The 16,680-nt window shown below is 40.2% G+C and carries 13 protein-coding genes and 1 riboswitch; of the genes, 12 read left to right on the forward strand and 1 reads right to left on the reverse strand.

Annotated elements, in window-relative coordinates:
- Positions 1-15 precede the first annotated feature (15 nt).
- Positions 16-1,194: a DUF4085 family protein gene (locus CH76_RS11735; RefSeq protein ID WP_036146533.1), complete on the reverse strand. Its 1,179-nt coding sequence runs from the start codon at positions 1,192-1,194 to the stop codon at positions 16-18.
- 93 nt (positions 1,195-1,287) lie between these two features.
- On the opposite strand from CH76_RS11735, the gene CH76_RS11740 reads away from it, so the two are divergent.
- The 12 genes from CH76_RS11740 (at position 1,288) to CH76_RS11795 (ending at position 16,674) form a co-directional block, all read left to right on the forward strand.
- The gene (locus CH76_RS11740) at positions 1,288-2,214 is read left to right on the forward strand and encodes an AEC family transporter (protein WP_036146536.1); all 927 of its coding nucleotides are present in this window, start codon (positions 1,288-1,290) and stop codon (positions 2,212-2,214) included.
- 49 nt (positions 2,215-2,263) lie between these two features.
- Positions 2,264-2,378, forward strand: a riboswitch (TPP riboswitch).
- Between the two features lie 127 nt (positions 2,379-2,505).
- Positions 2,506-4,287, forward strand: coding sequence for a phosphomethylpyrimidine synthase ThiC (gene thiC, locus CH76_RS11745; protein ID WP_036146538.1), 1,782 nt, complete (start codon positions 2,506-2,508; stop codon positions 4,285-4,287).
- Positions 4,288-4,802: 515 nt separating this feature from the next.
- Entirely contained in the window at positions 4,803-6,413 is a 1,611-nt protein-coding gene (locus CH76_RS11750) for a Na/Pi cotransporter family protein (RefSeq protein ID WP_200877364.1), read from the forward strand.
- A gap of 99 nt (positions 6,414-6,512) precedes the next feature.
- Entirely contained in the window at positions 6,513-8,072 is a 1,560-nt protein-coding gene (locus CH76_RS11755) for a helix-turn-helix domain-containing protein (RefSeq protein WP_036146545.1), read from the forward strand.
- A 143-nt stretch (positions 8,073-8,215) separates the two neighbouring features.
- Entirely contained in the window at positions 8,216-9,259 is a 1,044-nt protein-coding gene (locus CH76_RS11760; protein WP_036146549.1) for an iron ABC transporter permease, read from the forward strand.
- Positions 9,259-10,260, forward strand: a complete 1,002-nt coding sequence (locus CH76_RS11765) for an iron ABC transporter permease (RefSeq protein WP_036146551.1) — start codon at positions 9,259-9,261, stop codon at positions 10,258-10,260. The genes CH76_RS11760 and CH76_RS11765 overlap by 1 nt, the downstream gene beginning before the upstream one ends.
- Positions 10,261-10,270: 10 nt before the next feature.
- The gene (locus CH76_RS11770; protein ID WP_036146553.1) at positions 10,271-11,986 is read left to right on the forward strand and encodes an ABC transporter ATP-binding protein; all 1,716 of its coding nucleotides are present in this window, start codon (positions 10,271-10,273) and stop codon (positions 11,984-11,986) included.
- A gap of 11 nt (positions 11,987-11,997) precedes the next feature.
- Positions 11,998-12,795 (forward strand): ABC transporter ATP-binding protein, encoded by a 798-nt coding sequence (locus CH76_RS11775; RefSeq protein ID WP_036146556.1) that lies wholly within the window; start codon positions 11,998-12,000, stop codon positions 12,793-12,795.
- On the forward strand, positions 12,792-13,685 hold the full coding sequence (locus tag CH76_RS11780) for an ABC transporter substrate-binding protein (RefSeq protein WP_051910348.1): 894 nt from the start codon (positions 12,792-12,794) through the stop codon (positions 13,683-13,685). The genes CH76_RS11775 and CH76_RS11780 overlap by 4 nt, the downstream gene beginning before the upstream one ends.
- A gap of 2 nt (positions 13,686-13,687) precedes the next feature.
- Positions 13,688-14,605: an ABC transporter substrate-binding protein gene (locus tag CH76_RS11785; protein ID WP_036146559.1), complete on the forward strand. Its 918-nt coding sequence runs from the start codon at positions 13,688-13,690 to the stop codon at positions 14,603-14,605.
- Positions 14,606-14,651: 46 nt separating this feature from the next.
- A complete protein-coding gene (locus CH76_RS11790) occupies positions 14,652-14,960 on the forward strand; it encodes a hypothetical protein (protein ID WP_036146562.1) in 309 nt (102 codons plus the stop codon).
- Positions 14,961-15,096: 136 nt separating this feature from the next.
- Complete coding sequence (locus tag CH76_RS11795; RefSeq protein ID WP_051910349.1) at positions 15,097-16,674, forward strand: Na/Pi cotransporter family protein; 1,578 nt, start codon at positions 15,097-15,099, stop codon at positions 16,672-16,674.
- The last annotated feature ends 6 nt before the right edge of the window (positions 16,675-16,680 follow it).

The raw sequence follows: 16,680 nt of genomic DNA on the forward strand, positions 1-16,680 counted from the left end.
TCCCAGCCTCTTTTTTTATAAGTAGTTTGCAAGTGCGATTTTTGTATCGTTTGTAATGAGCCCTAATGTATCAAAGTGAGCTACATAAACGTCAAGCATCACGTTGTTTTCATTGTCTACATCTTTAGCGAGTGCGATAAGGGCGCGGTTAATTAATGCCTCATGGCCTGCTGGGTTTTCGTAGAGCGTGTTCCAAGCGCGTACAATCAGAGCTAGGTCTGTGCTAGCGAGTGCAGTCTCTAACTCCTCTGCAGGAAGCGGCTCACTAAATATAGCGTAAGGGTCAACATAGGTTGTCGTGAAAATTTGAGATAACCAATCAATTTCACTTTGAGCGATGACATGATCCTCATTATGAATACGCGCTATAATCGCGTTGTTTTCTTTAAAAATTATGCCGCCTGAGAATTGTGCAAGCTCAGCGCCTTGAATGACAAAACTTGTGATGGGTAAGGCATAACGATTGGCAATGACTGTATAGTCGAGATTACTATCGAGCGCCTCGATAAACTGCTTAGCGGTGACGTCTGGCAGTACCTCATTGGCAATAAGTTCGTGGTAGGGCATCGGGCGATAGTAAAAGTCTGCGGCAATTTGTTTTGCATGAAGCGTACATTGCCCATTTTCGGTAATCATACGTAATGCTACGCCTTCTGCTGTCAACTGGACTTCTTCGTATAAAATAGTGTCACCTGCGTGTAGCTCACCTTGTTGTGAGATGGCCCCGTCTACATGCAAAATCACAAAGGCTTTAGCTGTAAAGCCACCTTCTGTATTAATAAAAATATGGTCATCGACAATTTGAGTAATGATAGCATCATGTAGCCCACCTTCAATCACCTCGGCAAAGTTAGGCTCAAGTTGTTCTTGGATGTTGGTAAAGTCAATCATAGATAGGCCTAGCTTTTCTTCAAAGCGCGCCGTTTCTTCTGCTTGCCATTGAATAAAATCGTCCCGTACATCTTTAGGTAATGTAGGGCGGTTAAGCGTGCCATCCTCTACGTAAGGTATAAAACGCTGTGGTAACACCTTAAGTAATGGAAGCTTAGCTGCCTCTAGCTCCTCTGTATGTATGCGATCAGGATTAACACCGTCATTGCGGTAATACGTATAGAGCGTTTCCCAATCTTCAGGTAGGGTTAAGGCGTTTGCGTATTGCTGGCGTAAATAATCTTCATAAGTTAAATGCCACATTTTGTGCCACATCCTTTCTTGTGCTTTAGTATAGCAAACATTGACCATGGAAAAAAATGAACATACTATTAAAGAAGAAGGGAAGTGGGCAAAATGTATCTCGGCATGATTTTTTTTAAGATTGTTGCCCCGATTTTAGTTTTACTTGTGGTGGGTGGCTTATTACAAAAGAAATTTACGTTTAATTTAAAGGCATTATCCCAATTAATTACGTATTGTTTTATGCCAGCGGCTGTTTTTGTTAATTTATATCATACTGAAATTAATATGAGTGTTTTAGGGCAAGTATTTTTATTTATTGTGTTATTTATTGGTGGGCAAATGATTACGGCACGTCTTGTAGCGGGTGCGCTTAAACTGCCTAAACAAGAAGCGGCAGTGTTTAAAAATAGTGTCGTGCTCATTAATTCAGGTAACTACGGTATACCTGTAGCGCAAATGATTTTTGCGAGTCAGCCGATAGGTGTAGCTATTCAAGTTATTTTAGTTATTTTTCAAAATATGACGACCTACACGTACGGCTTATATAATTTAATCTCATCTACTAAATCAGGTAGTGCCATTGTACGCGATTTCTTTAAGATGCCTATTGTGCATGCGTTAGTTATTGGTATTGTGATGAATGTATTTCAGATTGAGTTACCTGTTTTTTTAAGCTTGCCTGTGAATTATATTGCCGATGGTTTTGTGGCGGTAGCACTCATTACATTAGGTGCACAGCTTTCGCAACTTGAAATGCGCTCTATCTTTAATAAAACCGTTTTTGTTAGTTGTTTTACCCGTTTAGTTATTGGGCCATTAACAGCATTGCTTGTGATTTTTGGTTTGGGGCTCACGGGTGTTGTAGCTAAATCGTTATTTATCGCAAGCTCATTTCCAACATCGCGCAATAGCTCAAGCCTTGCGCTTGAGTATGATATTGATGCAGATACAGCAGCACAAACCGTATTATTTTCGACAATTGTAAGTTGTATTACAGTTACAATTGTTATTTACGTTGCAGAAGTATTATTTGGGTGAGGTAGCTTTCGGGCGTATTATCTTGTATACTAAGAAGCACAACTGAATAAGTAATAACTAGGGGGGTCCGATGAGTCGGGCTGAGAGAGAAACGCGATGAAGTTTCGTTACCCTTTGGACCTGATCTGGCTCATACCAGCGTAGGGAAGTTAGTAAGCGCGCTCTTTTTTTGCGTGCCTCTAAATCATACGACTATGACCAGATTCTTTCTTAGAATCTGGTTTTTTTATGTCCCACGTGTTATGCGAGGTCGGTTCCTTTTACCAACAAACAAAAGGAGCGATTTTAGTAATGACAACAACAATTAGCGAAAAAAACATGGCCATCATGTCAAGTTTTGATGGTAGTACAAAGGTTTATGTAGAGGGAAGCCGTCCAGATATTCAAGTGCCAATGCGCGAGATTGGTTTAAGTCCAACTACAGGTCATTTTGGTGAAGAAGACAACGCCCCTGTGCGCGTATATGACACGAGCGGCCCGTATACGGATGAAAATTATACGGTAGATATTACAAAAGGCTTGCCTGCACTACGCCGTAATTGGATTGTAGAACGCGGTGATGTTGAGGAGTACGAGGGACGTGACATCAAGCCAGAGGATAATGGCTACCGTCGTGCAGATGATCCACGTGCCAATGAAAATGTATTTCCTGCTTTAAAGCGCAAGCCACTTCGTGCAAAGAAGGGCGCTAATGTAACGCAAATGCATTACGCTAAGCAAGGCATCATTACACCAGAAATGGAGTTCATTGCGATTCGTGAAAACGTTGAACCATCATTTGTGCGTGATGAGGTAGCGCGCGGACGTGCGATTATCCCTTCAAACATTAACCACCCTGAGGCAGAGCCAATGATTATTGGTCGTAACTTTCATGTGAAGATTAACGCTAATATTGGTAACTCTGCGGTTACATCTTCTATTGCTGAAGAAGTAGAAAAAATGACGTGGGCAACACGTTGGGGCGCAGATAATATTATGGATTTATCAACGGGTAAAAACATTCATACTACACGCGAGTGGATTATTCGTAACTCGGCAGTTCCTGTAGGGACAGTACCAATTTATCAAGCATTAGAGAAGGTAAACGGTGTAGCTGAAGATTTAACATGGGAAGTATTCCGTGACACACTAATTGAGCAAGCGGAACAAGGTGTAGATTACTTTACCATCCATGCGGGTGTGCGTTTACACTATGTACCAATGACAGCAAAGCGCGTAACAGGCATTGTCTCTCGTGGTGGCTCAATCATGGCACAGTGGTGCTTATTCCATCACAAAGAGAGCTTCCTTTACACACATTTTGAAGATATTTGTGAAATTATGAAGGCTTATGACGTTGCCTTTTCATTAGGTGACGGCTTACGTCCAGGCTCTATTGCGGACGCTAATGATGAGGCGCAGTTTGCAGAGCTAGAAACATTAGGTGAACTAACAGAAATTGCTTGGAAGCATGACGTGCAGGTAATGGTTGAAGGACCAGGTCACGTGCCAATGCATAAAATTAAAGAAAATATGGATAAGCAATTAGAGATGTGCCATGAAGCACCGTTTTATACACTTGGCCCATTAACAACAGATATTGCGCCAGGTTATGACCACATTACGTCAGCTATTGGTGCGGCAATGATCGGTTGGTTTGGTACAGCGATGCTTTGCTATGTAACGCCTAAGGAACATTTAGGCTTACCAAACCGTGATGATGTACGTACGGGTGTAATTACGTATAAAATTGCGGCACATGCAGCAGATCTTGCTAAAGGACATCCAGGTGCACAACAGCGTGACGATGCATTATCAAAAGCACGTTTTGAATTCCGCTGGCGCGATCAATTTAATTTATCATTGGATCCTGAGCGCGCAGCTGAGTATCATGACGAAACGTTACCAGCTGAAGGCGCTAAAACAGCGCACTTCTGTTCAATGTGTGGACCAAAATTCTGCAGTATGCGTATTTCGCAGGACATTCGTAATTATGCGAAAGACAATAAGCTAGATACTACTGAAGCTATTGAACAAGGTATGCAGGAGAAGGCTGAGGAATTTAAAAAATCAGGCGGCGGCGTTTACCAATAAAGTAAAAAAGTAATTTCGTCTGCGGACGAAATTACTTTTTTTGTTGACAATGATTATTGAACATGATAAGTTTTATACAGGCAATAAAGTTTCCTTTAGGAAAGTTTATTGTAAGTTGACAGTTAAACCTTACAAAGCATTGCCGCTACTATTCGTTTGTGGTGGACCTATCGTAGCAAACGCAATGTAATTTTCCTTAGCACTGTTCCTCCTACAAAACGAGTGCTAAAGCAGTTGTTGTGTCATCCCTAAAACTGCATGTTCATGTGAAGCTGTACGAAAAGTGCTAACGCGCTATTTCGTACAGTTTTTTTGTGGCAAAAATAATTATTTTAGCACAGCACTGTTAAGCCAATTTAGGTTTATATGAAGCAATTGTTACTACTTTGTAAACGCAATGTAAATTTTGTGAGATAACAATTAAAAGTGATTTACTTTCTACAGTTTTTTAGGAATAATGTAGGTTGAGAGTTATGCGGAAAGGGTGTAATATTTTGGAGCTGAATTGGCAAGAAATGATATTCCAATTCGTTGGAGGATTGGGTCTATTTCTATTTGCGATTAAGTATATGGGCGATGGTCTGCAAAAAGCAGCAGGCGACCGCTTGCGTGACATTTTAGACCGTTTTACAACTAACCCATTAATGGGTGTGCTTGTAGGTATTTTTGTAACAGTATTAATTCAGTCGAGTTCTGGTACGACCGTTATTACAGTAGGGCTCGTTAGTGCTGGTTTTATGACATTACGACAAGCAATTGGTGTTATTATGGGGGCCAACATTGGTACTACAGTAACAGCGTTTATTATTGGTATTGATGTAGGTGAGTATGCGTATCCTATTATATTCATAGGTGCTGTCATGCTATTCTTCTTTAAAAAGAATCGCATCCAAAATATTGGACAAATTTTATTCGGCTTTGGTGGTTTATTCATCGGTTTAGAAATGATGAGTACAGGTATGAAGCCACTGCGCGAGTTCCCAGCGTTTATTGATATGACGCTAAGCATGAGTGACTCGCCAGTACTTGGTGTACTTGTCGGTACAATTTTCACATTAATCGTACAATCATCTTCAGCAACAGTAGGTATTTTACAAGGGCTATATGCTGAAGGTTTAATTGATTTAAAGGGTGCACTACCTGTACTATTTGGTGATAATATTGGTACAACAATTACAGCAGTGCTTGCAGCATTAGGTGCCTCAGTAGCGGCGCGTCGTGCAGCAGCCACTCACGTGTTATTTAACGTGGTAGGTTCGATTGTCTTCTTATTAATTTTAGGTTTATTTACAAGCTATGTAGAATGGCTGTCTGCTGTTTTAGGCTTAGAGCCAAAAATGCAAATTGCATTTGCGCATGGTTCGTTTAACGTAGCTAACACATTGCTACAATTGCCATTCATTGGTGCATGGGCATATATTGTTACGAAGTTAATCCCAGGTGAGGATACGGTAATTGAGTATAAGCCAAAGCACTTAGACGAAGCATTAATCGCGCAGTCACCTTCAATTGCTTTAGGTCAAGCGAAGCAAGAAGTTGTACGTATGGGTGAGTTTAGTGTTCAAGGTTTACAAGAAACACTAAAATACTTACAAACAGGCGAGGAAAAACACGCCAACCTTACAACACAACTAGAAGAAGCAATTAATATTTTAGACGAAAAAACAACTGATTATTTAGTGACACTATCTAAGCAGTCATTATCAAATACAGACTCACAGGTGCACCATGCATTACTTGATAGCATCCGTGATATTGAGCGTATTGGTGATCACTTCGAAAATCTAGTAGAGCTAATTAACTTCAAAGGCAATAACCGTGTGCGCTTAAGTGAAGAAGCAATGGACGAATTAGTTGAGATGTTTGAGCTAACAGTTGATACAGTTAGCCTATCAATTAAAGCATTAGATCAACGTAGCGAAGAGTTTGCACATGAAGTAATCGAAAAAGAAGATAAAATTGATGAGATGGAACGTAAGCTTCGTAAGCGCCACATTCACCGTTTAAATCAAGGTGTATGTTCAGGCTCTGCAGGTATTGTGTTTGTTGACATCATTAGTAATTTAGAGCGTATTGGTGACCACGCAGTAAATATTGCTGAAGCCATCCTAGACGATACGTATTAATTAACAAGCATCATTGCCCTCGAGGCAATGATGCTTTTTTGCTTTTTGCTGTAATAATAGGTAGTATAAATGATAATGATATTCAATTAGGAGGACGTAATGAACTACCAACACTATATGTATGTAGTAAATGATGTAGAAGACAGTACAAAAAATCGTGTCATTCATGAGGATGAGGCAATTATTTTATATGTAAAGGAAGGGCAAGTAGAGGTTGTAGCAGACCGCCGCTTCTTTAGGTTAGAGAATGATAATTTATTAGTCATTCAAGCGCGTAATAAAATTACACTTACTGTGAAATCGGGAAGCTATACGATTGTGCGCTTTCGTAATTATAGCCTTGTAAAAAAAGTGCCACAGCTGCGATATGAAGTAAATCCTTATCGCTTTGTGCATGAGTTTATTTGTTATGAAGGTGTGACAGTACCTGTTACTGACGCACTCACTCAATTAAAAGAAACAAAGGACGTATATGATTTTCAACAATTACTGGCGGCGATTTATAAGGCGTTTGAGCAGTATGAGCATAATGCAGAGCAACATACGTTTGATGATGTGGTGCATTATATTAAAACCTACTCACATTACCCTCTAACCCGTGAAGATATGGCAAAGCGTTTTGGTTATAATGCGAATTATTTCTCAGAGTATTTTAAAAAAGAAGTAGGGTGGGGGTTTAACGAGTTTTTAACCCATGTGCGTTTAGAGAAGGCAAAGTTATTATTGCGTAGTTCCTCTTTAACCATTCAAGAAGTAGCAAAAGAGGTTGGCTATCAAGATGGTCTCTACCTCAGCCGAAAATTTAGTCGTCAATTTGGTATCGCACCTAGCAAATTTAGAGTAGTACAGCCAACAGAACGTGTAGCGTCCTTACAATTTACAGGGGCATTACTAGCAGTGGGTATTGAACCAGTTGCTGTATTATCTGCTTATTATAATGTACCAGATGTACTAACACCATATGTTAAAGACGCTACATTTTTATCACCAAACTGGTTACGTGAAGAGATTGACTGGCATGGTGATAAGCCCTCGCTAATTTTAGCGTCTATTCATGAAGTGCCACATAAAGAATATATTGCAAGGCTACATGGTGTTGCACCTTCTATCGCATTAGATTGGGATACGCATGATCGATTGGAAGAAGTACGCTTAATCGGACAATTATTTCAACGTGAGCAACAAGCAGAAGACTGGATTGCTAGCTACCAACAAAAGATTGAGCAAGCAAAACTTATGCTACAAGAGGGTATGGATAAAAATCATACAGTAGGTGTTTACGAATTACGCAACCATAATCGCATTGGTATTTGGCGCTCAAACGCAAGGGGCGGTTATAATTTATTTGAAATGCTAAAGTTACGTGCGCCTAAGCGTATTGAAAAAGAAGTACTCACACCTAACCGTGGCATTATGATTGAGGAGCAATATATTTCCAAATATGCGGCAGATGAGATGTTTGTCATAGTGCACTCCGCTGAACAGGAGATTAGGCTATACAATGAAATTTGGCAAGGGTTGCCTGCAATGAAGCGTAAGAAAGTACATATTTTGCCCCTGCAGGATTTTTGGTCAAGTGAGGGAGTTGCTTTAGAAGAACAGTTGAAAATACAATTGGCTTATTTAACAGGTCAACGCCAATCTGATATTTATCTATAGTGAAGTTATGTCATTTGTCTATAGTAATTGAATAAGTAGCTTGCTATGATTTTAATTGATAATAATTATCAATATCAGTGAGCTTTTAGCAGTGCTGATGTAGCACTGCTTTTTGTTTGCCATTTTATAGAGGTGAAGGATGGATGATGAAGGAAGAAGCGGTCACTGCAGTACCGCAACTGAAAATTAAAACAAAGCCACTACCAGCGACACTTATTTTACTGTTAGGTCCAGTCGCAATAGTACTTAGTATTATTGTTGCGGTGTCATACGGAGCGGCTACGATTTCATTTGCGGATGTATGGCAAGCTATAACAAACTTTGATGCTAGTGTGCATGACCAACAAGTAATACGAGAGTTACGTTTACCACGGGTACTTGGTGCGTTGTTAGTAGGCGCGAGCTTTGCGGTAGCGGGCGCGATTATGCAAGGCATGACGCGAAATCCTTTAGCTGACTCAGGCCTGTTAGGTTTAAACGCAGGTGCTGTTTTAGCAATGGCGATTTGTTTTGCGCTATTTCCACAAACACCATATAGCTTATTACTTTTATTTTCATTTTTAGGTGCTACAGGTGGTGCGTTCTTAGTATTTGGTGTTGGTTCAATGGCCAAAGGTGGTTTAACACCACTACGTTTAGTACTAGCAGGTGCTGCGGTTAGCGCATTATTTGGTGCATTAAGCGAAGGAATTGCACTACACTTTCGGATTGGGCAAGACTTGGCTTTTTGGTATGCAGGTGGTGTGTCAGGAACGCGTTGGAGTCAGCTCTTTATTATGATGCCTGTTGTTATCTTTGCGGTGCTTGGTGCTATTGCCTTATCAAAATCCATCACATTATTGAGTTTAGGTGATGATATTGCCACAGGGCTTGGTCAAAAAACAGCACGTATCAAATTATTTGGCATGTTATTAGTGTTAGTGCTTGCAGGCTCGGCAGTATCCGTTGTAGGCCCCGTAGGTTTTGTAGGGTTAATCATACCGCATCTTACACGCTATATTGTAGGCGTAGATTATCGTTATATCATTCCTTGCTCGGCTATTTTGGGTGCTTTACTTGTGCTTTGGGCAGACTTTATTGCACGTATGATTAATCCGCCTTATGAGACGCCGATTGGTGCGCTTATTGCGTTAATTGGTGTGCCGTTCTTCTTATATTTAGCACGTAAAGAAGGGAGAGCGCTGTAATGGATAAACGAAGAAATATCATTGTGCTTGTAGTGTTTGCAGGATTAATTTTCATTACATTTTTAATTAGTGTTAATACGGGACATATTCGTTTAACGCCTAGTGAAGTAATTGCAACACTTTTTGGGCAGGGGACACATAAACAACAGCTCATTCTATTTGATTTTAGGTTACCACGTATTGTCATTGCGATTTTAGTTGGTGCTGCGCTTGCAGTGTCAGGTACGGTATTGCAAGGACTATCACGTAATGCACTAGCTGACCCAGGGATTTTAGGGATTAACGCAGGTGCGGGATTAATGGTATTAATTTATGTTGCCTTTTTCCCTGAAACGACGGGTGGCTTTATTTTATTCTTACCATTACTTGCATGGTTTGGTGCTGCAGTGACAGCCGCATTTATTTATGCGTTGTCTTATAAAAGAGGCGAGGGCATCTCGCCTACGCGCTTATTGTTAACAGGTATTGCAGTGGCTGCAGGCATTAGTGCTTTTACGATTGTAGTGACATTGATGCTGTCACCTGATGATTATCAATTTGTGGCGCGCTGGACAGCAGGTAGTATTTGGGGCTCTAATTGGTCCTTTGTGTTGGCGTTACTACCATTTTTAGTAGTGCTCTTACCATTTGTTATGTATAAATCAGCTGTTTTAAATTTATTAAATATGGGTGATCAAATTGCTACAAGCTTGGGAGTAGCGGTTGAGCGTGAGCGTCGTTGGTTATTATTTGCGGCTGTTGGGCTTGCAGGCTCTGCGGTTTCTGTGAGTGGTGGGATTGGCTTTGTGGGATTAATTGCGCCGCATTTAGTGCGTAGCTTAATTGGGCCAAAGCATCAATTTTTATTACCGACGGTTGCTGTCGTAGGTGGATTTTTAGTATTGCTTGCGGATACGATAGGGCGTTCGATCATTCAGCCTTCCGAAATCCCAGCAGGTATTGTGGTTGCTGTAATTGGCGCACCTTACTTTTTATATTTATTAGCTCGTTCAAAAGCATAGGAGGTTAGTTATGGTCAGGCAATTTTTTGCTTATTATAAGCCATATAAATGGCTGTTTATTGTAGATTTTTCGTGCGCAATTATTGCTGCACTGTTAGAGCTTGCCTTTCCACTCGCATTAAATAAGGTAATTGATGATTACCTCCCATCAGGTGATTGGCAAATTATTTTATATGCATGCTTAGGTTTACTTGGCATTTATATGTTGAGTGCGGTCTTTCATTTCGTAGTGACCTATCACGGGCATAAGCTCGGTATTAATATCGAGTCAGATATGCGTAAGGAATCCTTTGACCATGTCCAAAAATTATCGTTTCGATTTTTTGATAATAATAAAACAGGTCATCTTGTATCGCGTATGACCAATGATTTAATGGATATCGGCGAAATCGCACATCATGGGCCAGAAGATTTGTTTATTGCGCTAATGACGCTAACTGGCGCATTTGCGTTAATGTTGTCGATTAACTGGCAACTAGCCATTTTAACCTTTATCATTGTGCCATTTTTAATTTGTTTATCCATTTATTTCAGCCGAAAAATGTCAGTAGCCTTTGGACAAATGTTTAGTGATATCGCTGACTTTAATGCTCGCGTAGAAAATAATGTGAGCGGCATTCGTGTAGTACAAGCATTTGCTAATGAAGATTTTGAAATTGCACGTTATGCAGAAAACAATGAGCGTTTTCGTCGTACAAAGCTTGTTACTTATCGTGTAATGGCATGGAATGCTTCCATCAGCCACGTGTTAATGAAGGGTGTTACTATTTTTGTTTTAGCTTGTGGGACATGGTTTGTGATTAATCAATCTATGACCTTTGGTGAGTTTATGGCATTTGTGTTATTATCAAATATTTTTTTAAGCCCTATTCAACAAATTAACTCTGTAATTGAAACATACCCAAAAGGTGTAGCTGGTTTTAAGCGTTACCAAGAGCTATTAGATACACCCGCAGATGTAGAAGATCATGAAGGTGCAAAGGCAATTACAACGGTTAAGGGCGATATTGCTTATAATAATGTACATTTTGCTTATGAAGAAGATGCGGAGCTACTTACTGCCATTAATTTTAGTGTTAATCAAGGCGAAACGATAGCGCTTGTTGGCCCATCAGGTGGTGGTAAAACAACAATTTGTAATTTACTACCACGCTTTTATGATGTAACAGCTGGCAGTATTACGATAGATGGTATGGATATTCGTGATATGACGTTACACTCATTGCGTCAGCATATTGGTTTAGTACAACAAGATGTCTTTTTATTTGATGGCACGATTAGGGAAAATATCGCTTATGGCAAGCTTGATGCGAGTGAAGAGGAGATTTGGCAAGCTGCACGCCGTGCACAAATGGAAAACCTTATTTTAGAAATGCCAGAAGGTTTGGATACGATGATTGGTGAGCGTGGAGTTAAGCTATCAGGCGGGCAAAAGCAACGCCTATCCATTGCGCGTATGTTTTTAAAAAATCCACCAATTTTAATTTTAGATGAGGCAACGTCAGCACTCGATACAGAAACAGAAGCGGCCATTCAGTTAGCGTTAGCTGAGTTATCAGAGGGACGTACTACTTTAGTAATTGCTCACCGACTGGCGACAATTAAAAATGCTGACCGCATTCTTGTCATTTCGCAGGCAGGTGTAGAAGAGCAAGGTACTCACGAGCAGCTGCTAGCAAGTGGTGGTACGTATAGCCGATTACACCGTGCACAATATGATATGTAAGGAGTTTAACTATGCAACGTTTAACAACAGAGGACTTAACGATTTGTTACGGAGACACTACCATTGTTGAAGATTTAACTATCCAAATTCCGAATGGCAAAATTACTGCCTTAGTTGGCGCAAATGGCTCAGGCAAATCTACAATTTTAAAAACAATGGCGCGTTTAATGAAGCCATCACGTGGTGGCGTTATGTTAGATGGCGAGTTAATTCATCGCAAATCTACAAAGGATGTGGCGAAGGAGTTAGCTATCTTGCCACAAAACCCAACCGCGCCAGATGGTTTAACAGTGCAAGAGCTTGTAAGTTATGGTCGCTTTCCCCATCAAAAAGGCATGGGCTCTATGTCAAAGGAAGACCATGAAATTGTAGCGTGGGCGTTAGAAGTTACTGGCATGAGAGCTTTTTATAATCGAGCTGTTGACCAACTCTCAGGTGGACAGCGTCAGCGTGCATGGATTGCTATGTCACTCGCGCAACAAACAGATATTTTGTTTTTAGATGAGCCAACAACATTTTTAGATATGGCCCACCAGCTTGAAGTGTTGCAACTATTGCAGGCACTTAATCAACAACAACAGCGTACAATTATTATGGTTGTGCATGATTTAAGTCATGCGACACGCTTTGCTGATTATATGATTGCTATTAAAAAAGGCACAGTAATCAAAGCAGGTACACCACAAGAGGTCGTAACACACGATACATTGCGTAAAGTATTTAATATTGAGGCACATATTATTACAGACCCCCACACAGGCGGGCCAATGTGTATACCCTATAACCTAGTAAGGGAGAATGACCAATGAAACGATTTTTAGTATTGCTAGTATGTGTGATAATGCTTGCGGCTTGTTCAAGCAAGGAGGGCGCAGGTGAAGAGCTTGTAGCTTATAAGGATGATGTTGGCACAGTAATGATACCAAAGGAACCTAAGCGCGTTGTTATTTTAAATAATTCACTAGCGGGGTACCCGTTTGCCTTAGACGAAAAACCTGTAGGCTTAACGGACTTTGCTTTAGGTAATACACACTTTGCACCGTATATTGAAGGTATTGAGGATGTAGGAGATGGCTCGTTAGAAAAGGTACTCGCATTAAATCCTGATTTAATTATTGCGTTTCCTGATGTAAAAAATTTAGCGGAGCTTGAAAAAATCGCTCCTGTTGTATCATACGCCTATGGTAAGCGAGATTTTCGTGAGCAGTTACTCGAAGTAGGTAAGTTGTTTAATAAAGAACAACAAGCAAAAGACTGGTTAAAGGACTTTGATGCACGCATTGCGGCAGATAAGCCCGCTATTCAAGAGAAGATGACTGACCAAACAGTAGCGATTTTAAGTGTAGGCGAAAAAAGCATGTATGCCTATAGTGATCGCTGGGCGCGAGGTGGCGAAATTATTTATGGTGAGTTTGGCATTGCAGCTCCTGAGGCTGTTCAAAAACAAGCCATTGAAGGTGATGGCTGGGCAGAACTCTCTCTCGAAAAAATTACAGATTTTGCAGGGGACTATATTTTCTTAGAGGAAGGTCCTGAAATTGACGGTCTGAAGCAGTTAGCAATTTGGCAGTCACTAGATGCGGTTAAAAATAATCGCATCTATATGCTTAAATCATCAGATTCTTATTTTAATGACCCTATTTCACTAGAGGGACAACGACAATTTATCGTAACGCAATTATTGCAGCAGGAGGCATAACAATGAAGAAATGGTTAATGGTATTCATGGTATTTATGTTAGCGGCTTGTTCGGCAAAGGAAGAGCCTGCAACAGATGCAAAGACTGATACAAGAGAGATTGAAACTGTAATGGGTAAGGTAACTGTACCGAGTAACCCACAGCGTGTTATTGTAGATTGGGATTTAGGACATGTTATAGCCTTAGGTGTAGAGCCTGTAGGCGCTTCTAAAACAACGTTAGAGTTTGGACAGCTATTAAAGCAATTTGTTACAGATAAAACGGATGAAATTGGACGTGATGGTCAAGTGTCTTATGAAAAGGTACTTGAGCTAGAGCCAGACCTTATCATTACGTGGAACCGAGACCAAGTTGCAGAATACGAAAAAATTGCACCAACTGTGGTATTTGATACAACGCAGTATGATGGTGTGCACGAACAATTAACGGCTATGGGCGAAATTTTAAATCGTCAAAATGAGGCAAAGGACTGGCTAGCTGACTATGATCAACGTGTAGCTAAGGCTAAGGCACAAATCGAAGCTTCAGTACCCAAAGATGCAACTTTTACAATTATTGACTCAGGTACTGTAAAGGATGCAATTGTAGTAGGTAAATCAGGTGAGCGTGGTGGTTTAGCGGCATATGGTGTATTAGAGCTGAAGGCTGCAGACAAGATTCAACAAGATATTATTGATAAAAAAGAGAGTCGTGCAGAGGTTTCTTGGGAGAGCATTCAAGACTTTGCGGGTGATTATATTTTCCTTATTACACAACAGGGGGATAATCAAGATGAGTTACCAAGTGTATGGCAATCTCTTGATGCAGTGAAAAATGGACGTGTCATTGAGCTTAAAGTTAAAGAGTATTTTACAGGTGATCCTATATCGACATTATTACAAGCCGAAGACATGGCCGCAAAAGTTGCCGAATTAAAGTAAGAAAGATGGTAAAATGAAATAACAATTAACATAAAGGGGAATTGTTATGGATAAAAGCATTTTTCAGACGTATATTGAGCAAGCTGAATTAAAGGACTTGTTACAATTTGAAGCCTATCAAGATGAAGTTGTGCGTGCACAACCAAATAACGAAGCAACCGAAGTATTTGCGAGCTATGTATTACCACAGGAAATTGTAGCGTATTTAGATTTTGATCACGCTCTTTATTTACGAGATGTGGCAACAGATAAAGCGCAGGCGGATGCATACGAAGCGACATTACTTGAGCAGGCTACAAAAGCTTGGGTAAAACAAAAGGAACAATTAACTGAACAGCTTAACCGCTTGCGTTAAAAAGAAGTCATTCACTAGCTTACTGGTGAATGACTTTTTTTGATAACTGTGTAGTGATATATACCTGATATTTACGCAATCTTTACAAAATGGTAAGATTTAAAGGTAGGTATACATAATTTTAGGAGGAAAACCCTTGGTAAACGTTATAGGTGGTATTGGATTATTTTTGTTAGGTATGATGATGTTAACAAATGGTTTAAAAGAACTCGCGGGCGATGCGCTTAAAAAATGGCTTAATCGTTTTACGGGCGGCACACTAAGCTCAGTGGCATCAGGTACGGTAATGACGATATTGATGCAGTCATCCACAGCAACGACATTATTAACCATTGGCTTTGTGAGCGCTGGACTGCTCACTTTTGCACAATCCATTGGCGTTATTATTGGTGCTAATATTGGTAGTACAAGTACAGGCTGGATTATTTCGCTAATTGGTTTTAAGGTTAGCTTGTCAGCAATGTCACTACCACTCATTGGACTGGGTGTGTTTACACAATTTATTGCGCCGCGTGATTTTAAAACATACGGTGGGATTGTTACAGGCTTTGGTTTACTATTTTTTGGTATTGATGTATTACAAAAAGGTATGGAAACCGCACAGGACAGTATCTCATTTGACTCTGTTACGGCAGCCACAATTGGTGGTAAACTTTTACTTATTTTAATCGGTATTATTATGACTGTCATTATGCAGGCATCAAGTGCCTCGATGGCGGCGACATTAACAGCTCTATTTGCGGGCGCAATTGATTTTGAACAAGCTGTATATTTAGTTATTGGTCAAAATATTGGTACAACAGCAACCGCATTAGTTGTAGCGATTGGTGCTTCGGTAGCGGCAAAGCGTACTGCTATGACGCATGTATTATTTAACGTTATTACAGCGGTGATTGTGACACTAGCCGCACCTTTACTTATTAGCTTAACAAAAATAATTACAACTGCTGTAAGTGGTAGCTTTGACGAAACCATCGGACTTGCTATTTTCCACACACTCTTTAGTATTGTAGGGGCAATTTTATTTATCCCATTTGTAAAACCTTTTGCGCGTTTAATTGAACGCATTGTACCTGAGAAGGAAAATGCGCTCACGCGTTATTTAAATCCTAATATCGTGAGTGTGCCAGCTGTTGCAATTGATGTGTCTTTTAAAACACTAATCGAAATTACTAAAGAGCTAACAGATGCACTATTACAAATGTTAGCAGCAAAAAAAGTAACAGAAAAGTACGATAAGCGTTTAAATGCTGTAGATGAAGCAATTGATAAAACACGTCAATTTTTAGATAGTATTGAGTCCCATTCTAGCCGTGACCGTCAAAAGCATATTGAGCTACTGCATACGATTGATCATCTTAGCCGTCTTACTCGCGTATTACGCGAGAAGGAAATGCTAGAGTCCCCGTACGTACAACAAAAGCTAACTGAAAAATGGATTGATGTTTTTGTGGATATGAAGGTCAAGTTGCAGGATGAGGAAGAGCTTAAATTAATCGAAACAATTTTACAAAACGCCTCAACAGAAATGGCAGCTGAGCGTAAGCAACGTCGTGAAGAGTACTTTGAACGTACTGTCGCAAATGAAACTGAGATTGAAGTAGCCGTATCTAAAGTAGAGGCAGTCCTGTGGATTGACCGTTTAATTTACCATTACTGGCGTGCTACAGCACGCATGAATCATTACACAGCACTTAATAATACCAAGCGCTAATATAGG

Origin of the sequence: Lysinibacillus sp. BF-4 (assembly GCF_000743635.1) — a bacterium.
Classification (GTDB): domain Bacteria; phylum Bacillota; class Bacilli; order Bacillales_A; family Planococcaceae; genus Metalysinibacillus; species Metalysinibacillus saudimassiliensis.